Below are 23,296 nucleotides of genomic sequence, written 5' to 3' on the forward strand. Positions count from 1 at the left end.
ATGGTTTTCTATAGTTGTTATAGTCTTCGTAGCCATTTGGGCCATTCTTATGATTAGGGCTTATAACAGAGCAAGTAACAACGATTAACCTCTTGTTTTTATGATAAAAGGATTAGTCTTGTTTTTATCCCTTATAATTTTTTCGACTGGTTTGTTTGCACAAATTCCCATTCAGAATTATAGAGAGGAGATTTTGAAATTAAAATCTGAATCTGAAAAAGACACATATTGGCAAAGCCTATATAAAATAGATCAAGACACACTTTTAAGGTTACCAACAGATGATATTACTGCTTATGATTCCTTGTCAACAACCTTGATGATTAAGACTTCATTAATGTTTGAAATACATGGTAAAGAAGTCTATAAGAAGAATAATGTTGTTCCAATACTTAATTTTACCCATAATTATTTAAGTAAAGCTAATCTGATATTCTGGCCAATTATTAATCAATGCGTAGAAATAGGAGGCTATATTAATAATTTTGCTACAGGGTTTCCTGCTTATCAATTAGAAGCTATTTCAAATAATTTTTATCAGTACTCATTGTCAGGTCAGGAAGAAAAATATGCTAAGCTAGTTGATAAAATTGAAGCATTTCCCAAGGATTTAATTATTCCTAAGCTTGTTGAAGCATATCAAAATCAAAAAGAATTAAGAACACTTAATATAAAAGAAGTAATAGGACAATGGTATGTTCAACCTTTTAAAAACCTCAAAGAAGATTTTTGCTTTCAAATTTTAAAACTGTCAGATGATAATATCTATATTAAGCATGGTGAATATTTTCAGAAGTTACTTTTGTTAGATGATGGAAATAGGATGAAAAAGTACAAAATTGAAAACGAACCATTTGGTTGGTATTATAAGCTTTCATCAGATAATCAACTTAAATTATATAATTCTAATCATGAGAATTTAATCGAATATTCTCAATGCAATTAATGGCATGTTATAGATTGTCTTTTTTGAATATAAGTTTTATGAATGCTATTATCAATCTTCAAAATTTGATGAAGACTTAATCAGTTTTCTTTATTTTTAGGGTTTATTCGAATAGAGCTATGAAAAAAGAAAATTTAGGATTAAATACCATATGCACACATGTAGGAGAGGTAAAAGACGAACAGTTTAAAGGTGCTGTGTCTCCTATGTACTTAAGTTCTTCGTATGAGTTTTTAGACGTTGATGTAAAGCGCTATCCAAGATATTTTAATACACCAAATCAAGAATACTTAGCAAAGAAAATTGCAGCTTTAGAGCATACAGAAGCAGCATTGATTTTTGGATCAGGTATGGCAGCGATTAGTCATATGTTTCTGGCGTTTTTGCAGAAAGGTGATCATTTGGTAGTGCAAAATACATTGTATGGTGGAACGGTTAATTTTATAAAAGAAGAGTTTCCAAAATATGGAATAGAGTACACCTTTACTAATGGTTACGAGGTTGAGGATTTTGAAATGGCTATTCAGCCTAACACAAAGCTTATTCATATTGAAACGCCTTCGAATCCATTATTAACTATTACAGATATTAAAGCAATTGCTAAGCTAGGTAAGGCTAAGAATATCGTAACATCAATTGATAATACGTTTGCTTCTCCAGTAAATCAAAACCCGATTGATTTGGGTATAGATATGGTAATGCATTCTGCTACAAAATATTTTGGTGGTCATAGCGATATTTGCGCAGGTGCAGTAGCAAGTTCTCAAGAATATATTGACAGAGTTTGGAATGTGAGTAAAAATCTTGGGGGTAGTCTTAGCGATATGACAGTTTGGATGCTTGAGCGTAGTATGAAAACTCTAGGCTTACGTGTAAAAGCACAAACCAAAAATGCTATGAAAATGGCAAAATGGTTAAATAAACATCCAAAGATTGCTAAGGTGTTTTATCCAGGTTTAAAATCGCATCCAGAGTATAAACTGGCAAAATCTCAAATGAATGGATATGGAGCTATGCTGTCCTTTGAGCTTGAAGAAGGTCTTGATGCATATCAATTTCAGAAGTCATTAAAACTCATTAAATCTTCTATGAGTTTAGCAGGTGTAGAAAGTACCGTGATATCTCCACACTTAACTTCGCATGCACTTTTAACGCAAGAAGAGCGAGATAAGGTTGGGATAAGCGATAGACTAATTAGATTTTCAGTTGGTATTGAAGATGTAAAAGATTTAAAACGCGATATAGATAAGGCTATAGCTGTGCTAAAGTAGTTTTTGGTTTGCGGTTATCGGTTTTAAAACTAATTCCTATCTGTATTCTGTTAAGATTGTTTTTACGAATATGTTGTTTCAAGTAACCTATTTGTAATTGTGAGTGGCTAGTAACGTTAAAACCAAAACCACTATAAAATCTGTTTTCATGAAATACCTGATCTTGAAAGTTCATAAAAGGTTCTTCTGAAACATTAATAAAAATGGTATTACTCAGGTTATATTTCAAACTCAAACGATATCTAAATCTGTTTTGAAGTTCATTTCTATCTGAGAAGTCTAAGAAGCGTTGCTCAAATCTTGCTCTATGCTGTATGTTTAATTTAGACTTTGTTTTGTTATATGTGTACTGTTCATAAATACGATGTTCGTGTACGTTGGGTTGATGATCAAATTCAAAAACAGTATCTATATCTAAATAAGCATATGCTAACCCTAAGGTCTGATTACTTTTTATGTGATAGTTTCCACGCAAAGAAATATAAGCTAAGTTATAGTTTGAAGACGTCTCGTAAAGGCGTAATTCAGCCCATGGATTTAGACTAAAACGTTCACTTAATCTATGATGACTACTGTAGTTATACCAAGAACCTATATGGCTTTCTGATGGATTTTGGGCTTTGAGGTTGGTTGTAATTAAAGTTAAAAATACAATCGTTAGTAAAATTCTCATTTGACTTTTCATCTTTATTTTTTGAGAATTAGAGTTCAGTTAAGATAATGAAAAAGAGGAGCTCCATGAGAGCTCCTCATCCTTGTCATGGAATTATTAAACATGATCTGTTAATTGATGATGCTCATCAATTAATGGACCTCCTTCTATAATTTGTTCAGAAGCTTCACTTGCAAATTTTTCAAAATTCAAATGGAAAGAGTGCGCTAATTGGATAGCTTTACTTACATAAGCTCCTTTTTGTAGCCAAGTATTCATTGGGTCTAACATTTCTGATGGAACGTTAGGAATGTATTTTGGCATGTACAATCCAAAAATTGGATGTTGTTCATAGTCAACGTTTTCTAGTTCACCATTAAGAATGGCAGTAATCATAGCTCTTGTATATTTTAGTTTAATACGAGAACCAACTCCGTAAGGTCCGCCACTCCAACCAGTGTTTAGTAACCAAACATTAACACCAGCTTCTTGCATTTTGCTACTTAGCATTTCGGCATACTTAGTTGGGTGTAATGGCATAAATGGCTCACCAAAACAAGCAGAGAATGAAGGGACAGGTTCTGTAATACCAGCTTCTGTACCAGCTACTTTAGCAGTATATCCAGAGATAAAGTGGTATGCAGCCTGACCAGGAGTTAACTTAGAAACAGGAGGTAATACACCAAAAGCATCACATGTTAAGAAAAATATATTCTTAGGATTATCTGCATAAGAAGGTTGTTGAATATTGTCTATATGGTAAATAGGATAACTTACACGCGTATTTTGTGTAATACTGCTATCCATATAATCTATTTCACCATTGTCTTTAAAGATTACATTTTCTAATATCGCACCTGGTTTAATAGCTCGGAAAATATCTGGTTCTTTTTCTTCTGTTAAGTCAATAACCTTAGCGTAGCAACCACCTTCAAAATTGAAGATTCTGTTATCGGCAGTCCAGCCATGCTCATCATCACCAATTAATTTTCTGTTAGGATCAGCAGATAAGGTTGTTTTACCAGTTCCTGATAATCCGAAGAAAATAGCAGTTTCGCCATCTTCGCCAACATTGGCAGAACAGTGCATTGGTAATACGTTTTTATCAACAGGAAGAATCATGTTTAAAGCAGAGAAAATCCCTTTTTTAATTTCGCCTGTGTATGCAGAACCACCAACTAAAGCTATTTTTTTTGTGAAGTTTAGAATTGAGAAATTACCTTGTCTTAAACCATATTTTTTTGGTTCTGGGCACTCGTAACCAGGTGCGCATAAAACTAACCACTCTTCATTAAAATTTTCAAGTTCTTCTGCTGTTGGTCTTAAAAACATATTGAAAACAAACATATTAGACCAAGGATATTCTGTTACAGTTCTAACTCCCATTTTGTATTCTGGGTCAGCACCTACAAAACCATCACGTACATATATTTCTTTACCATTTAAGTATTTTTCTATTTCGCTTTGTAAATAATCGAAATTTTCAGGAGATATGGCTTTATTTGTTTTTCCCCACCAAACTCTATCTTTAGTATAATCGTCTTTTACTAAAAATCTATCTTGAGGTGAGCGTCCTGTAAATTTTCCAGTATTAACTGCTAATGTGCCATTAGCGGTCTCTCTACCCATTCCTTTTTCGATAGTAATGGCTTGTAATTCTTCTGGTGAAAGGTTCCAATGTGCTTTGGAGTCTTTCAGTCCATACTTTGCAAGGTCTCTAGTTTTCATAATCGGATCTTTTAATAGTGTTTCCATGAGTTAAAAATTTTAAAAAGGCCAAATCAATGGCACTAATAATAATGTTGTTATTAAGAAGAGTAGAAGCAATGGTGCACCTACTTTTACATAATCAATAAATTTGTATCCACCTGCTGTCATTACCATAGCATTTGTGGTTGTGCCAACAGGAGTTAAAAATGCAGTTGAAGCACTTATAGCTACTGCAATCATAAATGGAGCAGCAGATAGATTTAAAGTGCTGGCTGCGATAATAACAATTGGCGCCATTAAAACAGCGGTTGCAGAGTTGTTTATGACTTGACTAAATGTTGTTGTAAGTAGAAATACTCCTCCAAGCAGAACGATTGGGTGTAAATCACCTAAGGCACTTACTAATCCATCTGCTATGAGTTTAGCGGTTCCTGTTTTTTGAAGCGCTATTCCCATAGGTATCATGGCAGCAATCATAACCACACTTATCCAGCTTATGCCTTTATAGGCTTTTGGTATAGGTACACATCCTGTTAATAAAATGATACCAGCAGAGATTAGTGCAGCAATGGCACCAGGAACAATTTTAAATACCAGTAAACCAATCATAAGTAATAGTGCAAAAAGTGCTATGTAAGACTTATATGTAATGTTGGTTACTGTTTTGGCTATACCTTCTGGACTACCAATAATGACTAAGTTTTCGTGATAAGATTTTAGTTGTTCTATATCGCTCCAAATGCCTCTTATTAAGAAAGCATCGCCAGCTTTAACCACAATCTCTCTATCTGTAAAAGGTTTATTGTTTCTGGAGGCAGCCATAAGTTGTAGACCAAATCTTCTAAAGTATCTACCAATTCTCAACTTTCTTCCTACAAGTGTAGAATTTGGTGTTACTATAATTTCGGTCATACCAACTTCTTGGTTAATCAAGTTGTTACGCAACTCATCTTCAATAGGCTCTAATGGTAATAGTCCTAATCTAAATTTTATCATTAAAGCATTTATAGCTTCGGTAGTACCTTTAACAGTTATAATGTCATGGTATTTAAACTCGGTTTCATTAGAAGGAAATTCAATAAAAGGTTCGTTTCCTTTAAGAACATTTGGGTGACGACGCTTAATTCGTAATATTGAAACTTGATGATTATCTTCAAAATTCCATTCTCCAATATGAGTACCAAGTAACGGAGAAACAGAACGAACTCTTAGACGGTAATAGTCGCCTTCAACTTTATAAGCCTCTATCCATTTATGAAGCGTTGTGCTAATATCTACAGGCTTGTTATTGGTTTTATTGCTAGGTAATAACTTGTACCCAATAAATCTAAAGTAGAGTAGGGCAATTAACAAAAGAGGAAGGCCAATTAATCCAAATTCAAAAAAGGAAAAGCCTTCTAATCCACTTTCTATCATGGTATTGTTAACAATAATATTTGGCGGTGTACCTGTCAAAGTGAGTAAACCACCAGTGTTAGAACCAAAAGCTACAGGCATTAATAATTTAGAAGGAAGTGTTCCAATACTCCATGCAGAAGATATTGTTACAGGCATTAAAGTTGCCACAGTACCAGTATTACTAACAACTCCAGAGAGTAAGCCAGAACCCAAGGTTGTAATAAGTAAAAGTTTTGTAATACTTTTACCAGCCATTTTAATAAATTTCTGACCAGCTAGGGCTGTCCAACCCGTTTGGGATAAACCTTCGCCAATAATAAATAATGCAGCAATCATAATTACTGTAGGGTTGCTAAAACCACTTAGTGTTTCTTGTAAGTCTAAAATCCCAAAAAGGAATAGACTAAGCATAGAAAGCAACGCAATAATGTCTGGTGTAAATTTTCCCCAAATAAAAAGGATAATAGTGATAGTTAATATGACCAGCATTAGATTCATAGTGGTTTGTGCTTTAAATTCTAGGGTAAAGTTAACGGCAATGTATACCAATATTTATGACGAATGTCATGCTTTTTGGGATTTACGAATTATTCAATTATTGGTAGATTCTGAAACAAGAATTCAATGAAAATTTAAACGAAACCGTTTGCGAAATAGAAAGAAGATGAAATTCTATCTCCTTTTTAATATTTTTGACATCAGATACAAATGAAAAATTGAAGAAACATCCATTATAAACTCTTAGTTAAACATCAGAAAGATAATTTGGATGTTCTATGTAATTATTAAAAAACAATAAAAATTCATACATGAAATTAGATATTTTAGCCTTCGGAGCACACCCAGATGATGTAGAATTGGGTTGCGGAGCTACCATTGCAAAAGAGGTAGCAAATGGCAAAAAAGTAGGTATTATAGATTTAACCAGAGGCGAACTTGGAACCAGAGGTACAGCAGATACAAGAGATGAAGAGTCTTTTAATGCAGCTAAGATCCTTAATGTAGCAATGCGCACCAATATGGAGTTTGCTGATGGTTTTTTTGTTAATGATAAAACGCATCAAATAGAACTTATAAAAGAGATTAGAAAGTATAGGCCAGAGATTGTTTTATGTAATGCTATTGATGATAGGCATATAGATCATGCTAAAGGGAGTGGCTTGGTCAGTGATGCTTGTTTTTTGAGTGGATTGAGAAAGATTAACACAAAACATCAAGATGAAGATAACTGGCAAGAACCTTGGAGACCAAAAGCAGTGTATCATTATATACAGTGGAAAGATATAGAACCCGATGTAGTTGTTGATGTTACAGGTTTTATAGATAAAAAGATGGAAGCTGTTTTAGCGTATAAAACACAGTTTTTTGATCCGAATAGTAACGAGCCAGAAACACCAATTTCTAGCAAAAATTTTACAGATAGCATTATTTATAGAGCAAGAAATGCAGGAAGACTAATAGGTACGGAATACGGTGAAGGATATACCGTAGAACGCTATCCTGCAGTGGATTCTTTATTTGATTTAAAATAAGTGAAGAAAACCTTTTGTAGAAAAAGGTAAATAATTTACATTTGCAATCCAATTTAAAATGGTGGTTGTAGCTCAGTTGGTTAGAGCGCCTGATTGTGGTTCAGGAGGTCGTCGGTTCGAGACCGATCTTCCACCCAAAAAGACAAAGCCTTTCAGAAATGAAAGGCTTTTTTTGTATATCTATTTTTAAAGTTGTTATTCCGTAGCTTTATCAACAACCGGTTTGTTTGCTCTATTAGCAATTTCCCAAGCTGTATAAAAAACTAATCGAGCTCTGTTTTCTAATAAGTCGTATTCAATTTTATTTGGTGTATCACTTGGTTGATGGTAATCATCATGCGTACCATTAAAATAAAAGATAACAGGTATGTTGTTTTTTGCAAAATTATAATGATCAGATCTGTAGTAAAAACGATTTGGGTCGTTATCATCATTGTAAGTGTAATCAAGTTCTATGTTGCAATATTTTTTATTTACTTCTTCTGAAATATTGTGTAAATCTGTACTCAATTTATCACTGCCTATTAGATAAACGTAGTTGCGGTCTCCTTCTTTTCGTTTTGGGTCTATTCTACCAATCATATCAATATTTAGATCAGCAACTGTATTTTCTAAAGGAAAAATAGGGTCATTGTCGGTATAGTGTCTAGAGCCTAAAAGCCCTTTTTCTTCACCAGTAACATGAAGAAATAAAATAGAACGTTTTGGTCCATGACCAGCTTTTTCAGCCATCTTAAAAGCTTCAGCAATTTCTAGGATAGCAATGGTGCCAGAACCATCGTCATCTGCACCATTATAGATCTTACCATTTTTAATACCTTCATGATCTAAGTGTGCAGAAATTACAACAATTTCATCTGGTTTTGTAGAACCTTTAATGTAAGCTACTACATTTTCAGAAGAAATTTGCTCAGATTTATTTTCTATTGCTAGATTTAAATTTGTTTTAAGTTCTTTTGGTTTTTCATCTTCTAAAATTGAAGGATATAGTGCTTTTGCAAGGTTTTCATTAACCATTAACATTATCATTCCATCATCATTACTTTTTAAAGAAAGACGACCAGAAGCTCCATTTGCAGCTTGTCTTTGATAAAAAGGCGCATACCTTATAAACATATAGGAATCTAGAAGAATAAGGCCTTTAGCACCATTTTGTAGTGCTGCATCTCTTTTACTCGATAAAGATTGACGACCATTAGACCATTTAGTGTCTTCTGAATTTCCTGTTGTTACATAGTTTCCATCTGCATCTTTAGGCTCTCCCGCTTTGGCTAAAACAATTTTATCTTTAACGTTAATATTTTTATAGTCTGAGTAGTTATCTGCATCAATACCATAACCTACATATACAATATCATTGGTAATTAAATCTATATTGTTGTCAGCTCTTAGGACAATATGGTCTTCAAAACTTTTAAATTCTGTACCGTTTACTGAGATCTTTGCTTCAGAAACACTTTGTTTTTCTAGAGGTACTTCCTGAAAGTAATTGTCATTACCAAGAGGTGTGGGTATTTCTAAAGATTGATACTGATTCTTTAAGTACTCAACAGCTATTTTTTGTCCCTTTTCACCAGTTTCTCTTCCTTCAAATTCGTCTGAAGCATATTTATAAAGCATCTCTTTGAGCTCTTCAGCTGTAATTGTTGAAGCATACACAGTAGGATCTACAGTTTTTGCTTCATTCATGTTTACCGACGAGGCACTACTTTTTGAAGAAGTTCCGCAATTAGTGATTAAAAATGCGGAAAAAAAGAGTAGGATTAATTGTTTCATTTTATGCATATTTATTTTGTTATAATAACTTTGACTGAAAAATACGAAAATCGAAAATACAAAGCCTGCTTTGTTATTTTTCTTTAGGCAAAGTTTAACACTAAATGATTTCAGGCTTTAAGCGTTCGGGTGAGTTGGCCAAATACCATGCGGTAGCAAAGATTAATTTTGTACGTTTTGCGAGCAATGGATAATTTATTTTATCTGCTGTATCTGTTGGTTTTGTATAGTCTTCATGTTCTCCATTGAAGAAGAAAACAACTGGGACACCTTTTGTAGCAAAGTTATAATGATCAGATCTGTAATAGTAACGATTAGGATCATTTGTAGCATTAAATTCGTAATCTAATTCTAAATTCACAAAATTGTAATTGGCTTCTTGAATTATGAAATGAAGTTCTGTACTTATGCGATCTGCACCTATAACATATACATAATCTTCGTTGTCTTTATGTCTATCGTCTACACGACCAATCATATCAATATTTAGAGTACTTACCGTATCTTCTATCGGAAAGATAGGGTTATTGGTATAATATCTAGAACCATGAAGACCAACTTCTTCGCCAGTAACATGTAGAAATACAATGCTGCGTTTAGGACCATTACCATCTTCTACGGCTTTTTTGAATGCTTCAGCCATTTCAAACACTGCTGCTGTACCAGAACCATTATCATCTGCACCAGGGTAAATTTCTCCTTCTTTAACACCTTCGTGGTCTGAATGTGCGGTAATGTAAATATATTCATCAGGAAATTCAGAGCCTTCTATGTAGGCAATAACATTTTGAGAATCGTTTAAGTCTTCAGGCAGAGAAGATTTAGGTACAGTTTGATAATAATCTGGGTTGGTTTTTGGTGGTTTTATGCCCAATGAATTATAATAACTTCTAATGAAGTCACAAACTTCATTATGGCCTTTTTCACCAGTCATACGACCCTTATATTTTTCTGATGATACTTCTTCTACATAGAGTTTAAGCTCATCTGTAGTAATTGTGTTTAAGTATTTTTCAACAATCTTTTTGTTATCGTAAGATATACTATCTTTTAATTGTTCAATTTTTTCACTATGTCTTAATGTAGCGCAAGATCCTACAAGAATAAGTGCAGAGGCAACTAATACTTTCATTTAACTAATACTTGTTATGACTTTTTTTTTTAAATAAATCCTGTCATTTATTCTCTTGCGAAAAATTGGGGCTAAAAGACAGAACTTACCTGTAACTATTTGATTTAGGCAAAAATAAGTTAAAAGTATGAGATATTTTCTTACAGTTAGTATGAAATTTTATAAATCTTCATCAAAATCTATATCTTCTAATAATTCTTTAGAATCTTCTAGGTTCTCTTCATCGCGCTGTTCTAGTTGCTCTGTATTACCAACTTCAGATGTGTAATAAACACTTTTATAAATAGTTATGCCCAAAGCTATAATTACCATTAAAAAAATATACTGAATAGATTTTGGTTTGGTTTTATCTTTTTTGGACATAAAGACAATCAATAAACCACAAATAAAAGCCACAACAATTGGTATCACAGCAAGATTTGAGAATGGTGTTACAGCTAAAATAACTGCTAAAATAGCAGTTGTAAATCCTAAAAATATGATTAGTTTCTTTCCCATTGTTTTTTTAATGTTTTAGTCCTGTTGCAGATTGTATTTTTAACTCTCCATTACCAACAGCAATTTTAAATTTTGCGTAAACTGGGATTTTGTTCTCATCGGCGGTTAACCAAAGTAAATTTGAATTACTTCCTTTTAGCACATCGCTACCTTTTACAGAAAGCGCCAATTTGTAACATTCTTTAGATCCTATGTTGGTTGAAATGGTTTCTTTGCTAATGTATTTTAGAGTAATTGTAGTTTCTTCATTATCAAACAAAACAGTAAAGTCTTGTTGGTCACCTGGTTTTGCTTTGTGAATGTCTAAATTTCTTATGTGGTATAAGGTGCTTACTATGTCTTTTGTAGATGCGCTGATTTTTATACTTTTATTTTCATCCCAAGTGGTACCATCTTTTCTTTTTTTTCGTTTTAGGCTTTTTACCAATTTTGCTTTGTGGTTGTATTTATATTGCATAAACTTATAATAGCCACCTTCGCTAATGTCCCTTTTGTATAAATAAGGAGTTAGTGTTTTTGGGTTAACATAGCTTTCGTACAAATCTCTTATTTTAAAGAAGTTGTCCCATTTCTTGTAAGTTGTGGCAGTACACTTTAAGCGCATTAATGTGTTTTTTGAAGTCTTTACTTCACTTGTCTCCATTTTTACTTGAGCAATATCTGTTAAAATGCCAGACATATTATAAGATGCCGAAAAGACTAATTTCTCACCAAAAGCAACAGTACTATTTTGAGCTTTCGCATAGAATCCACATAAAATTATAAGAACAAATAAATATTTTTTCATAGAGATTGATTTGTGATAATAACGGTATATGTAGCATATATTGTGCCGAAAATACAATGCATTATTCAATGGTGCTAATTTTATTTTGAAAACGCTCAAAAACATTTTGAAAAAAAACTAGTAAAAAATCTTTGGCTACATCAAAAAGGGTTTTATATTTGCACCCGCAATCGGAGAAATGGCAGAGTGGTCGAATGCGGCAGTCTTGAAAACTGTTGAGGGTCACACCTCCGGGGGTTCGAATCCCTCTTTCTCCGCAAAGAGTTCCTAGAAATAGGAACTCTTTTTTGTTTATGGCATATCTTTGCAAAAAAAGTTTAGATGTCTATAATAGAAAAATTAAAGTGGCGCTACGCCACCAAAAAGTTCGATACTTCAAAAAGTTTATCCCAAGAGCAATTAAATACATTAAAAGAAGCATTTAACTTAACGGCTTTGTCTTACGGTTTACAAACTCTAAAATTGGTTGTTGTGGAGGATAAAAATAAAAGAGAACAATTAGTAGACCATTCCTATGGTCAGCGTCAGGTAGCAGATTCGTCTCATTTATTGGTTATTTGTATTCAGAATGAAATTAATGAAGAGGACGTTGATAATCATTTTGATATCATAAAGAATATAAGACAAACACCTGATGAAATTTTAGACCCTTTTAGAGACGGTCTTAAATCTACTATTCAAAATATGACTCCTAATACAAAAAATAATTGGGCTACTAGGCAAGCTTATATTGTATTAGGAAATTTAATGACGGTTTGCGCAGTAGAACAAATAGATAGTTGTCCTATGGAAGGCTTTGTGTCAGAGAAAGTAGATAAAGTTCTAGAATTAGATAAATACGGATTAACTTCAGTGCTTTTATTTCCGGTTGGTTACAGGGCAGATGATGATATGTTTGCTAGTCTCAAGAAAGTAAGGAAACCTTTGTCCGAAACCATTATAGAATTGTAGTTATCCCTTTAATAAGTAATTCAAAAGTTTATATTTGTTTAAAATAAAACAAGAAATTTATGCCAGGATTTGAGTTGTTTGGTGACTTAGAACGAAAAGAAGTTAACGATGTTTTAGATAACGGTGTTTTAATGCGTTATGGTTTTGATGGTATGCGCAATGGCCATTGGAAAGCTAAAGAACTTGAAACAGAATTAGGTAAAGCCTTTAACTCTAAGCATGTACAATTAGTATCTAGTGGAACTGCAGCAGTGTCTGTAGCATTAGCTTCTGCAGGTGTTGGCGCAGGTGACGAGGTTATAATGCCAACATTTACTTTTGTAGCTAGTTTTGAAGCGATAATGATATTGGGAGCCATTCCTGTTTTAGTTGATATTGATGATACGCTTACTCTAGATCCAAAAGCAGTTGAAGCTGCAATTACCGATAAAACTAAGGCTGTAATGGTAGTTCATATGTGCGGTAGTATGGCCAATCTAAATGAGCTTCAGAAAGTTTGTAACACCAACGGTCTTGTTCTAGTAGAAGATGCATGCCAGGCTATTGGAGCAACTTATAATGGTAAACCATTAGGAAGTATTGGAGATTTAGGCTGTTTTTCTTTCGATTTTGTAAAGACCATTACTTGTGGTGAAGGAGGAGCAGTAATAACCAATAATAAAGATTTTTACGTAAATGCCGACCATTATAGTGATCATGGTCACGATCATATTGGTAGCGATAGAGGTGCAGAAACGCATCCATTTTTAGGTTATAATTTTAGAATTTCAGAGCTTCATGCAGCTGTAGGTTTGGCACAGGTAAGACGATTGTCTGAGTTTTTAGAAATTCAACGTAAGTATCTAAAGATATTTCAGGATAAACTATCCCAAATTCCTGAAGTTACATTGAGAACTGTTCCAGAAGATGGTGAAGAAAGTGGCGCGTTTTTTAATTTCTTTTTGCCAGATTTGGAGACAACAAGAGCAGTAATTCAAGCTTTTAAAGAAAATGGAATTGATGCTTGTTGGAATTATTACGACAACAATTGGCACTATATACGTAAGTGGGACCACTTAAAGGAGTTAAAATCTTTATCTCCAATTACTCAAGAAGTAAAGGATGGTTTAAAATATCTTCAAACAAAATCATTTAAACAATCCGATCATTTTATTGGTAGAAATATTTCGTGCCTTATTAAATTATCTTGGACAGAAAATGAGGTTAATGAAAGAGCAGAGAAGATGGCAGAAATTATATCTCAATTGGTTTAACTAAGGGTTATTAACAGTTAAGCGATAATAATTAGGTATTAAAACAAATCTTTTTTAGATACTATAACTAATTTGTTAACTTTAAGTATTCAAATGCTGTTAATGAATACTTTAAGACTACTTTTTCTTTTTATTCCATTATGTCTGTTTTCGCAATCTAAAGAAAAGCAAATTGCCTTTAGAGAGTTAACAGTAGAGTATGGTTTGTCTCAAAATAGTGTGGTAAGCATTTCTCAAGATAGCGTTGGTTATATGTGGTTTGCTACACAAGATGGTCTTAATAAATATAACGGTAAACAGTTTACTCATTTTCAATATCAATTTGAAGATGTTACCCGAAGCACTTATAGCAAACTAGGAAAAGTTTATATAGATGGTGATGATGATGTTTGGATAACTTCCAATTCAGGCATACTTCATAAGTTAGATAAAAGCTCGCAAAAGTTCATAAAAGTTAGCAACATTGAAAATATAAGTGCAATTATTCAATCCAATAGCAACGACCACTATTTGGGTACTTTTGGTTCTGGTCTGTACAGGATTCATAACCAATCTCAAGACACCATTCAAATTTTAAAACCAGAGCATAAAAACTTAACGGTATACGATTTTTTTCAATATAAAGATAAAGTGTTATCGGCTTCAGAGAATGGTATTTTAGAGTTGAAAGGTAGTTCTTATGAATATAAGAAACTTATTAAAAACACTAATTATAGTGCTTTTTCAGCAAAGCAAGATACCTTATTTTTAGGAAGTTATGGTAAAGGTCTCTTTTATAGTATAGGTGATAATCTAGAGTTTAAACCTTTTGTTGGCTTTAAAAATGCTTCATTGCCCAATGACTTAATAATACAAGATCTATTAGTAGATAGTCGTGGCAAATTGTGGATAGCAACTTATGGTGATGGTGCGTATTTAGTTGATTTTAAAAAAGAAACAGTTCAGCATTTTGTGGCCAATAAAACAAATCCCTATGCCTTACATTACAATGATGTATTGTGCCTCTATGAGGATTTTACTGGAATTGTTTGGTTAGGAACAGATGGCTCTGGGCTTAACTATTACGATGAAGACTTGGTGAAGTTTAATGTGCTTACCAACAAACAAGCACCAGATAATATAAATATAGATTTTGTTAGGGCAATTGCTGTAAATAATAATCAGATTTGGTTGGGTACATCTAATAAAGGGCTTACAGCCATAAATTTAGATTCTGAAATCTATACCATGTATACTACTACAAACTCTAATCTATCAAGCGATAGAATAATGAGTTTAAATAGTGACCAAGATAACCTTTGGATTGGGCATCAAAATAATGGATTACAAAAATTAACTAAGGAAGGTGAGTTTATATCTTTTTCATCAACAGAAAACATGTCTGTTTGGAAAATTTATAAAGCGCATAACAATGGTTTTTGGTTATGTACCCTAAATGGCTTAATTCTATTTGATGAAAACCAAGGTATTGTAAAAAGATACACTACAGAAAATTCTAATCTAACATCAAACAGTATAAGAACTATAGAATATGGTGAGGAAAATCAATTATGGATTGGAACAGAATCTGATGGGCTATTTTTGTTATCAATTAATGAAGACGAAATTTCTAAAATATCTACTGTAACAGATAGGATAAAATCTCTTTATTACAAGGATAATATACTTTGGATAGGAACAAATGGTAATGGTTTAAAATCTTTAAACATTCAAAACAAGCACTTAAAACATTTTACGACAGAGCAAGGTTTAGCAAATAATGTTATTTATGGAATTTTGCCTGCCTCAGACAACACATTGTGGTTGAGCTCTAATAACGGAATTACAAAAGCGACAATAAATACTGATACCGTTATTGAGATAGAGAATTTTACTAATTATGATGGTTTGCAAACCAACGAATTTAATACAGGAGCTTATTTTAAGGATAAAAATGGAACGTTGTATTTTGGTGGGCTTGAGGGTGTAAATTGGTTTAATCCTAATCTACTTACTTATAATTCTCAAAAACCTAAAACCATAATAACCGATCTAGAAGTGTTTGCTAAGCCAGTTGAGTTGACCCAAAATAAAGTATTTTCTGCAGACCAAAATACAATGACCTTTACTTTTTCTAGTTTGCATTATTCGCAACCAGATAGAAATAAATATAAATATCAATTAGTAGGCCATGATTCAGATTGGATTTCCTCAGAAAACAACAACATAGCACATTATACAAACCTTACACCAAATACATATACCTTTAAAGTAATTTCTAGCAACTATGATGGTGTTTGGAATACCAAACCTGCAACTTATGCTTTTACAATAAACCAACCTTGGTATTTAAGTAAATTGGCAGTATTGCTTTATGCCATACTAACTATTGCAGTTATTGCTTTTGTTTACAGATATTTAAAATGGAGGTGGCAAATGCAGTTAAGACTAGAGTTTGAACACAAAGAGACCGAACGTCTTAAAAAAATAGATGAATTAAAAACGAAACTTTACACCAATATTTCTCATGAGTTTAGAACTCCACTTACCTTAATTAAAGGTCCAATAGACAACCAACTAAAGAAAAAGAATATAGATAAAAAAGATAGAAAAGAACTCTATTTAGTTAAGCAAAGTGCCAACAGGTTGCTCAATCTTGTAAACCAGATGTTAGACTTATCTATGGTAGACTCTGGGCAACAAAAACTTAATGTTTCTAAAGGAAATCTGGTTCATTTACTTAAACAATTAGTAGAGGCTTTTCAGTATCAAACCAAAGATAAAAATCTTAATTTGAGAGTTAATCTAGGTGAGTTAGAAAACGTTTGGTTTGATAAGGATGTTGTAGAAAAAATCATTTCAAACTTATTATCTAATGCCATAAAATATGCGCCAGAAAACGGTGAAATAAACTTTAGTGCCAGTCAAAATAATGGCACATTAATTTTTTCTATTATAAATCAGACGAGCTCAGTAACACTAGAAAATCTTAGCAACTTATTTAAGAGGTTTTATCAAGATGATGAAGCTTCAGATGGTGTTGGTGTAGGACTAGCTTTGGTAAAAGAACTAGTAAACTTATCTAGAGGAAATATAGTAGCTAATAATATTGGAGACAATCGTATACAGTTTAGTGTTACACTTCCTGCTACAAAAAATGCTTTTACTGAAGAAGAAATACAAATTAAAAGCATAAGCTCTAAAGCAGTTAATACCGTAGTAGAAAATGAAATAGCTAGTAAACAAGATAAGACCAAACTACTCATTGTAGAAGATAATACAGATATTAAAGATTTTATAGTGTCGCTTTTTAAAGATTCCTTTGTAATAATTACAGCAAATAATGGACAAGAAGGAATAGATAAAACTTTAGAAAAACTTCCAGATATTGTTATTAGTGATATTATGATGCCTGTTAAAGATGGTATAGAACTTTGCCATGAAATAAAAACCAATAAGCTTACTAGTCATATCCCAGTAGTATTGCTAACCGCCAAAGTAGGAGAAGAAAATGAAATTAAAGGTTACAAAACAGGAGCAGATGCTTACATTACAAAACCTTTTAGTAGCGAAAAGCTAAAACTTATAGTATCTCAACTTATAGAAACTAGAAAAAAACTAGAGGCATATTACAGTAAAACATTCAATATAAACCCAGAATTGGCAATTACCTCTACAGAAAGTGATTTCCTGAAAGATTTACAAAAAGTACTAGAAGAACATATTACAGACACTTCATTTACAAGCGAAAAATTTAGCAAGCTTATGCTAATGAGTCGCACACAATTACACAGAAAACTTAATGCTATAGTAGGCATGTCTACAAGCGAGTTTATTAGGTCGCAACGTTTAAAATTGGCAAAAAAGTTATTACAAGAATCTGATAGTTCTATATCAGAAATAGCTTATCAAGTTGGTTTTAATACACCATCATACTTTAATAAATGTTTTAAAGAAGTATATGGTACTACACCAAAAGAGTATATAACCAAAAGAGACTAATCTCATTACTTTATGTCGTAAACATATGTTCTATTATTTGAAACATATGTATACCGTATTCTATTACCATACTTCTAATTTAGGAATCAATTTAGTAGCAACCAGAATCTTCTTAAAGACCATGGAAAAAGAAGTAAACGACATTCCTAAGAACAATAAAATATTTATAAGTATAGACCATTTAAGTGTAGGGACGTACCAGCTACATATTTTATTAGAAAACAAAGTTGTAAAGACTTTTATACTTAATAAAGAAGCCTTGTAATAATTGTTTTGCAGAGGCTAATTGATAGATAAGAAACATATGTTTTAAAGTTTGAAACATATCTAATAAGAAAAAAATAAGATGGCCTATACTTTTGGTAATGTCAAAAAGGCAATTAGCTAAAAAGCTTTAGATCATACAGGTAATTATATAAAAACATAAAACGTGCTATTAATCATGTTAAGGGGGAAGGAATAATGAAAAGTGTCAACAGAGTAGTTATTCCTTTTTTATCTAAATCAATTATTATGAAAACAAAATGTATTCTTTTATTCGGGTTTTGCTTAGCTTTTAGTTATAACTCACAAGCGCAAATACTCAAAAAACTCAAAAAGAAAGCAGAGCAAGCTGTAGAGCGAACCATACTTAGAAAAACAGATGAAGAAGTTTCTAAGACAACAGAAAAAACTATAGATGGTGTCACTGGAAAAAATGATAATAAAGATTCTAAGAGTGATAATCTAGAACCAGCAAATTCAGCATTAGAAAAAAACACAGAAGCTAAAAGAGATTTCTTTAAAGAAGATGCTGTAATAAATCTGTTTGAAAACGGAAACCTAAATCAAACCCAATATTTCGACAGTAATTCTATAGCATTAAGAACCAACCAAAACGATAGTCCCAAACCTACCTTTATAGATAGCGAAGGGTTTCTTTATACGTACCAAAAGGGAGAATATACAAAATCATCTCTCATTGCATTGCAAAGTCAAGGTATGATGGTACCTACCATGTTGTTAGAAGCCTATATGTTACCTCAAGAGCCTTTCATGGCTCAACTACAAAAACAACACGATCTAGGATTAACAGCTAATCCATTCAATGGTTTTGTAGAGTTTGCTTTTATATACAAGCCAGATGATTTTAGATACCAAGATTATAAGGAAACCACGCAAACCATTAAAGGAAGAAAACATACAAAGTTTGAATTACTGAATGAGCCAGGTTACCAAGGTAACTATGTACTTTTTGATGATAAGGATAGATTGGTAGAAGTGTATTCTAACAAATTAGAAGGTGAGCAGTCTATGGATGATTTTACTCAAATGAGTATGGTACAACCTGGCGAATCTCTACTTGTGTATGAGTATAAACCAGTAGAGGTAGAATTACCACAAGCAAGAGAAGTAAAAACCCGAGGGCAAGGCTTAATGGAGATGACTATGGGAGGTATTGCAAAAGGAGGACAAAAAAATGGTAAAAACATAGATGAGGATGATTATGATACCAGTGATAGCAAAGGGAGTGTAAAGTCTATGAAAAAAGCATTAAAAAATCATAAAACAACAGTTGCTGACCTACCAGATAGCTATGAATTTAATTGGGAGTTAAAAACCGAAATGGTTATGGGCAAAAAAGGAAAAGATGTTATGGAAATGACATTTTTAATTAATGAGAATGCCAATTACCAAGCTACAAAAATGGTAGATGCAAATTCAAAAAACAGTGGTGAGGCCACAATGTTGTTCGATTCAGATTTAAAAACCATGGTAATGTTTATGGATGCTCAAGGGTCTAAGTTTTTGCAAATGTACCCAATACCAGAAGTTGCAGAAACCAATAGTGCTTTAAACAATTATAACATTTCAAAATTACCAGCTAAAACCATAATAGGTTACAAATGCGAAGGGCTGCAATTAGAAGATGATAGATATATACTAAAAGTTTACCATACAACAGAAGCTAATATTAAACTTTCAAACTTTTTGAGTTTTGGTAATCAGAATCAAAAAATGGACTTGCCAGATATAGATCCAAAAGTATCAGAACAGTTTTCTAATGGGCTAATCTTACAGATGGATATTATAGACAAAAAGAAAGCTAAAAACAATGTAAACATTATAGCTAAGTCCTTGAAAAAAGAAAGCGTATCTATAAAAAAATCAGATTATAAAACAATGGATTTTTTCTCTGGCAGAAATATGTCCAAAAACTAAAACGTAAATCAAAATGAAAGCACTATCAATTTTAAAACCTTTCAATACACTAACATTATGTGTTTGTTTACTAGTCTTTGTTTCATGTTCTAGTAACGATGATGGAAACTCAGAAAACAGTAATCCATCTAGTACTAATTCGCAAATTACATATTCGTTGAACGGAACAGGGATCATTAATGGTACTAACATAACAATAAGTAGTGAAGAAGATACCGAAGATACTTTTATATTAATATCTGGGCATGTCTATTTTGAGGACACAGCTCTTGGTACAGAAAAACTGGTCACTTTAGGATATGGTTATATTGGACCTAGTGGAGACATACAAAGAAGTGTTGAGCTTACTTTCTCTGCAGGAACTGGATCCAAAGTACTTGGAGAATTTCAAACAGGATCTACGGGTTTAATAACTTATCAACCTACAGAATATATGATTGTATCTGTAGATGAAGAAGACTTATTTTATGATAGTGATGGTGATATGGATGATGATGCAGGGCATAATCTTTTGTCCAAAAATGTTGTTGTAACAATAACAGAATATGAAGAAACTACTAACGATTTGGGCATTCTAACACTAGCACATATCAAAGGTAGTATAGGAGGTTCGGGAAATCAGTTATTTAGTAATTATTTCACTAGCCCAACAACAGATCCAGGGGAGTTGTTCTATAATATAACTGCAAATTTTGAGTATAACATCTCAGAAGATTAATAAAATCATAATTATGAAAACAAAATTTATCACAATTATATTATTAATAATCTCAATACAAATAACTATAGGACAGCCCAATATAGAATGGCAGAAATCTTTAGGAGGAACAAATTCAGATGTTGCAAGATCTATAATGCAAACCTCGGATGGTGGTTATATTGTTGCAGGTTATACATCATCTAATGATGGAGATGTGTCAGTAAACAATGGAAGTAGAGATGCATGGGTTGTTAAACTTAATAATTCTGGCGCAATTGAATGGGAAAAAAGTTATGGAGGTACAGGAAGCGATGAAGCCTATGAAATACAACAAACAATAGATGGTGGTTATATTTTAACAGGAATGTCAGATTCTAACGATTTTTTAGGTACCGGATTTGGTAACGACGATATTATTGTAATAAAAACTAATAATAATGGAATTGTTGAATGGGGAAATAAATTTGGTACTGGTGCAGGCGAACGAGGACATAGTGTTAGGCAAACTTCTGATGGTAAGTATATTGTTACAGGTTTTATTGGTGGAGGAGGTACTTGGGTCGCAAAATTAGACAACACTGGCAGTCTTGATGGTAATTGGACCAATACCACTTTTAGTGGTTCGCAAGCGTATTCAGTAGATGAAACTTTAGATGGTGGATTTGTTGTTGCTGGATATAGTAACAATGGAGCAAATGGTATTGATGTTAGAGTTTTTAAGTTAAATGCACTATCAAATGTATTATGGGATTATAATTATGGAGGTACTGGTGCAGATTATGGTTATTCAATTCAAGAAACAACAGATGGAGGCTTTATTGTTGCAGGAATGACTCAATCAAGTAATGGGGATGTTACAAATAATTATGGAAATCAAGACTTTTGGGTCTTAAAGTTAAATGCTTCAGGCATTATGCAGTGGCAAAAAACATATGGTGGTACACAAAACGATTTTGCAACTGAAATAAAACAAACAAGTGATGGAGGTTATATAGTAATAGGACAAACAAATTCCGATGACAATGATGTTAGCGGTAATCCAGGTAGCTATATTTTTGACTATTGGGTTATTAAACTAAATGAGACAGGACAATTAATATGGCAGTCTTGTTTGGGTGGCTCTAGCAATGATTACGGTAGCTCAATACAACAAACTGTAGATGGTGGTTACATAGCAGCTGGTCGATCAATATCTAATAATTATGATGTTTCTGGAAACAATGGAAATTATGACTTTTGGGTAGCTAAATTAGAAGCAGAAACCCTTAGTCTAAATGATGTTTTTAACCAAGAACTTAATGTCTATCCCAACCCAGTTTCAGAAACTTTGTATATATCAAGCACCTCTAATGTTGAAAGTGTTAAAATCTATGATACAACTGGAAAGTGTGTAATAAATCAGAAAACTGTTGATTATATAGATGTTAGAAGTTTACAGCCAGGAATATATTTTTTAAAAGTTTTGCAAGGCAATTTAGAATTAACAAAAAAAGTAATTATTGATTAATTCATTAATAATCATTATTTTATATAACTAAAATACTAACCAAACAAATATGAAAACTAATAATCTAACCAGTCTGATTTTGTTATTATCAGTATTACTTTTTTTTAACTGTAAAAATGAAAAGAAAACAGAACCAATAGAAGACATTGCAAGTGATGAAAATTACGGTCAAGTAGAAGTCATTACTAGAGCTATGGAATTTCAAACTTTAGATACTCTAAGGTCCGGATGGACAACATTTAGTTATAAGAATTTATCTGGTGAAGTGCACTTTTTCTTAATGGACAAATTGCCTTCAGACAGTATAGTCAAATCTGACATTACAGATCATTTAATGCCAGCATTTGACGATGGAATGAAATATTTAATTGAAGAGAAGGTAGACAGTGCTATGGCTGCATTTGGTACGATTCCAACGTGGTTCAATGATGTTAAACGTTATGGTGGCTCAGGACTTATATCACCTGGCAAAACAGCAGTATCAACCATCAATTTAGTGCCTGGCAAGTATATGATGGAATGCTACGTGAAAGCGATTAATGGCGAGTGGCATACTTCTCATGGGATGTGGAAGTTTATCACGGTTGTGGATGAACCAACAGATCACAAACCTTCAAAAGCAACTCATACGCTGAGTGTTTCTAGCACAAATGGCTATGAATTTGATGGAAAACCTACCGCTGGCAAAACCATTTTTAAAGTAGATTTTATAGACCAAGTGCCTCATGAGCATTTTTCAGGGCACGATGTCAATCTAATTAAATACAAAGATGGTGCAGATATGGATGCGTTAGTGCATTGGCTAAACTGGATGAATCCTGATGGTTTGCGAACACCTGCACCAGATCAATTTGAGTTTCTTGGAGGCATGAATAACTGTGAAGCAGGTGAGACTGGTTACTTTGAAGTTGTGCTAGAGCCTGGAAATTACGTACTGGTCTCAGAAACACCAAAAGCAGACGAAAAAGGTATGCTGAAAACGTTTGTTGTAGATTAAAAG

The 23,296-nt window shown here is 32.8% G+C and carries 18 protein-coding genes and 2 tRNA genes; 13 read left to right on the plus strand and 7 right to left on the minus strand.

Going from position 1 to position 23,296, the window contains the following annotated elements; translation table 11 throughout:
- Positions 1-100 precede the first annotated feature (100 nt).
- Both MST30_RS11775 and MST30_RS11780 read left to right on the plus strand, forming a co-directional pair.
- The gene (locus MST30_RS11775; RefSeq protein ID WP_243471608.1) at positions 101-946 is read left to right on the plus strand and encodes a hypothetical protein; all 846 of its coding nucleotides are present in this window, start codon (positions 101-103) and stop codon (positions 944-946) included.
- 119 nt (positions 947-1,065) lie between these two features.
- Complete coding sequence (locus MST30_RS11780) at positions 1,066-2,217, plus strand: trans-sulfuration enzyme family protein (protein WP_243471609.1); 1,152 nt, start codon at positions 1,066-1,068, stop codon at positions 2,215-2,217.
- Here MST30_RS11780 and MST30_RS11785 read toward each other — a convergent pair.
- The 3 genes from MST30_RS11785 to MST30_RS11795 form a co-directional block, all read right to left on the minus strand.
- Positions 2,198-2,902, minus strand: coding sequence for a DUF2490 domain-containing protein (locus MST30_RS11785; protein WP_243471610.1), 705 nt, complete (start codon positions 2,900-2,902; stop codon positions 2,198-2,200). The genes MST30_RS11780 and MST30_RS11785 overlap by 20 nt on opposite strands.
- 84 nt (positions 2,903-2,986) lie before the next feature.
- Entirely contained in the window at positions 2,987-4,597 is a 1,611-nt protein-coding gene (pckA, locus tag MST30_RS11790) for a phosphoenolpyruvate carboxykinase (ATP) (RefSeq protein WP_243471611.1), read from the minus strand.
- A gap of 39 nt (positions 4,598-4,636) precedes the next feature.
- On the minus strand, positions 4,637-6,475 hold the full coding sequence (locus MST30_RS11795) for an SLC13 family permease (RefSeq protein ID WP_243471612.1): 1,839 nt from the start codon (positions 6,473-6,475) through the stop codon (positions 4,637-4,639).
- Positions 6,476-6,786: 311 nt separating this feature from the next.
- Between MST30_RS11795 and bshB1 the strand changes: the two genes are divergently transcribed.
- Both bshB1 and MST30_RS11805 read left to right on the plus strand, forming a co-directional pair.
- A complete protein-coding gene (bshB1, locus tag MST30_RS11800) occupies positions 6,787-7,509 on the plus strand; it encodes a bacillithiol biosynthesis deacetylase BshB1 (RefSeq protein ID WP_243471613.1) in 723 nt (240 codons plus the stop codon).
- A gap of 60 nt (positions 7,510-7,569) precedes the next feature.
- A tRNA-His gene (locus MST30_RS11805) sits at positions 7,570-7,645 on the plus strand.
- Positions 7,646-7,704: 59 nt separating this feature from the next.
- Here the strand turns inward: MST30_RS11805 and MST30_RS11810 are convergent.
- The 4 genes from MST30_RS11810 to MST30_RS11825 form a co-directional block, all read right to left on the minus strand.
- Positions 7,705-9,285: a M28 family metallopeptidase gene (locus tag MST30_RS11810; RefSeq protein WP_243471614.1), complete on the minus strand. Its 1,581-nt coding sequence runs from the start codon at positions 9,283-9,285 to the stop codon at positions 7,705-7,707.
- Positions 9,286-9,385: 100 nt separating this feature from the next.
- A complete protein-coding gene (locus MST30_RS11815) occupies positions 9,386-10,417 on the minus strand; it encodes a M28 family metallopeptidase (RefSeq protein ID WP_243471615.1) in 1,032 nt (343 codons plus the stop codon).
- Positions 10,418-10,576: 159 nt separating this feature from the next.
- Positions 10,577-10,915: an FUSC family protein gene (locus MST30_RS11820; RefSeq protein ID WP_243471616.1), complete on the minus strand. Its 339-nt coding sequence runs from the start codon at positions 10,913-10,915 to the stop codon at positions 10,577-10,579.
- A gap of 7 nt (positions 10,916-10,922) precedes the next feature.
- Entirely contained in the window at positions 10,923-11,702 is a 780-nt protein-coding gene (locus MST30_RS11825; RefSeq protein ID WP_243471617.1) for a DUF3108 domain-containing protein, read from the minus strand.
- Between the two features lie 172 nt (positions 11,703-11,874).
- On the opposite strand from MST30_RS11825, the gene MST30_RS11830 reads away from it, so the two are divergent.
- From MST30_RS11830 to MST30_RS11870, 9 genes are all read left to right on the plus strand, one after another.
- Positions 11,875-11,959 (plus strand) — tRNA-Ser (locus tag MST30_RS11830).
- A gap of 64 nt (positions 11,960-12,023) precedes the next feature.
- Complete coding sequence (locus tag MST30_RS11835; RefSeq protein WP_243471618.1) at positions 12,024-12,653, plus strand: NAD(P)H-dependent oxidoreductase; 630 nt, start codon at positions 12,024-12,026, stop codon at positions 12,651-12,653.
- Positions 12,654-12,712: 59 nt separating this feature from the next.
- Positions 12,713-13,906, plus strand: a complete 1,194-nt coding sequence (locus tag MST30_RS11840) for a DegT/DnrJ/EryC1/StrS family aminotransferase (RefSeq protein ID WP_243471619.1) — start codon at positions 12,713-12,715, stop codon at positions 13,904-13,906.
- A gap of 102 nt (positions 13,907-14,008) precedes the next feature.
- A complete protein-coding gene (locus tag MST30_RS11845) occupies positions 14,009-17,887 on the plus strand; it encodes a hybrid sensor histidine kinase/response regulator transcription factor (protein ID WP_243471620.1) in 3,879 nt (1,292 codons plus the stop codon).
- 46 nt (positions 17,888-17,933) lie between these two features.
- On the plus strand, positions 17,934-18,152 hold the full coding sequence (locus MST30_RS11850; protein WP_243471621.1) for a hypothetical protein: 219 nt from the start codon (positions 17,934-17,936) through the stop codon (positions 18,150-18,152).
- Positions 18,153-18,400: 248 nt separating this feature from the next.
- Positions 18,401-20,089, plus strand: coding sequence for a DUF4412 domain-containing protein (locus tag MST30_RS11855; protein WP_243471622.1), 1,689 nt, complete (start codon positions 18,401-18,403; stop codon positions 20,087-20,089).
- 13 nt (positions 20,090-20,102) lie between these two features.
- Entirely contained in the window at positions 20,103-20,807 is a 705-nt protein-coding gene (locus tag MST30_RS11860; RefSeq protein ID WP_243471623.1) for a hypothetical protein, read from the plus strand.
- Positions 20,808-20,820: 13 nt separating this feature from the next.
- Complete coding sequence (locus MST30_RS11865; protein WP_243471624.1) at positions 20,821-22,296, plus strand: T9SS type A sorting domain-containing protein; 1,476 nt, start codon at positions 20,821-20,823, stop codon at positions 22,294-22,296.
- A 49-nt stretch (positions 22,297-22,345) separates the two neighbouring features.
- Entirely contained in the window at positions 22,346-23,293 is a 948-nt protein-coding gene (locus MST30_RS11870; RefSeq protein WP_243471625.1) for a hypothetical protein, read from the plus strand.
- Positions 23,294-23,296: the final 3 nt, after the last annotated feature.

The organism is Winogradskyella sp. MH6 (genome assembly GCF_022810765.1).
Classification (GTDB): domain Bacteria; phylum Bacteroidota; class Bacteroidia; order Flavobacteriales; family Flavobacteriaceae; genus Winogradskyella.

Excerpts from the sequence above, each read along its gene's own strand:
- MST30_RS11840 (WP_243471619.1), top strand. The coding sequence starts at position 12,713 with ATGCCAGGATTTGAGTTGTTTGGTGACTTAGAACGAAAAGAAGTTAAC.
- MST30_RS11795 (WP_243471612.1), bottom strand. The coding sequence starts at position 6,475 with ATGAATCTAATGCTGGTCATATTAACTATCACTATTATCCTTTTTATT.
- pckA (WP_243471611.1), bottom strand. The coding sequence starts at position 4,597 with ATGAAAACTAGAGACCTTGCAAAGTATGGACTGAAAGACTCCAAAGCA.
- MST30_RS11780 (WP_243471609.1), top strand. The coding sequence starts at position 1,066 with ATGAAAAAAGAAAATTTAGGATTAAATACCATATGCACACATGTAGGA.
- MST30_RS11860 (WP_243471623.1), top strand. The coding sequence starts at position 20,103 with ATGAAAGCACTATCAATTTTAAAACCTTTCAATACACTAACATTATGT.
- MST30_RS11785 (WP_243471610.1), bottom strand. The coding sequence starts at position 2,902 with ATGAAAAGTCAAATGAGAATTTTACTAACGATTGTATTTTTAACTTTA.
- MST30_RS11870 (WP_243471625.1), top strand. The coding sequence starts at position 22,346 with ATGAAAACTAATAATCTAACCAGTCTGATTTTGTTATTATCAGTATTA.
- MST30_RS11820 (WP_243471616.1), bottom strand. The coding sequence starts at position 10,915 with ATGGGAAAGAAACTAATCATATTTTTAGGATTTACAACTGCTATTTTA.
- MST30_RS11865 (WP_243471624.1), top strand. The coding sequence starts at position 20,821 with ATGAAAACAAAATTTATCACAATTATATTATTAATAATCTCAATACAA.
- MST30_RS11845 (WP_243471620.1), top strand. The coding sequence starts at position 14,009 with ATGAATACTTTAAGACTACTTTTTCTTTTTATTCCATTATGTCTGTTT.
- MST30_RS11850 (WP_243471621.1), top strand. The coding sequence starts at position 17,934 with ATGTATACCGTATTCTATTACCATACTTCTAATTTAGGAATCAATTTA.
- bshB1 (WP_243471613.1), top strand. The coding sequence starts at position 6,787 with ATGAAATTAGATATTTTAGCCTTCGGAGCACACCCAGATGATGTAGAA.
- MST30_RS11825 (WP_243471617.1), bottom strand. The coding sequence starts at position 11,702 with ATGAAAAAATATTTATTTGTTCTTATAATTTTATGTGGATTCTATGCG.
- MST30_RS11835 (WP_243471618.1), top strand. The coding sequence starts at position 12,024 with ATGTCTATAATAGAAAAATTAAAGTGGCGCTACGCCACCAAAAAGTTC.
- MST30_RS11775 (WP_243471608.1), top strand. The coding sequence starts at position 101 with ATGATAAAAGGATTAGTCTTGTTTTTATCCCTTATAATTTTTTCGACT.
- MST30_RS11815 (WP_243471615.1), bottom strand. The coding sequence starts at position 10,417 with ATGAAAGTATTAGTTGCCTCTGCACTTATTCTTGTAGGATCTTGCGCT.
- MST30_RS11810 (WP_243471614.1), bottom strand. The coding sequence starts at position 9,285 with ATGAAACAATTAATCCTACTCTTTTTTTCCGCATTTTTAATCACTAAT.
- MST30_RS11855 (WP_243471622.1), top strand. The coding sequence starts at position 18,401 with ATGAAAACAAAATGTATTCTTTTATTCGGGTTTTGCTTAGCTTTTAGT.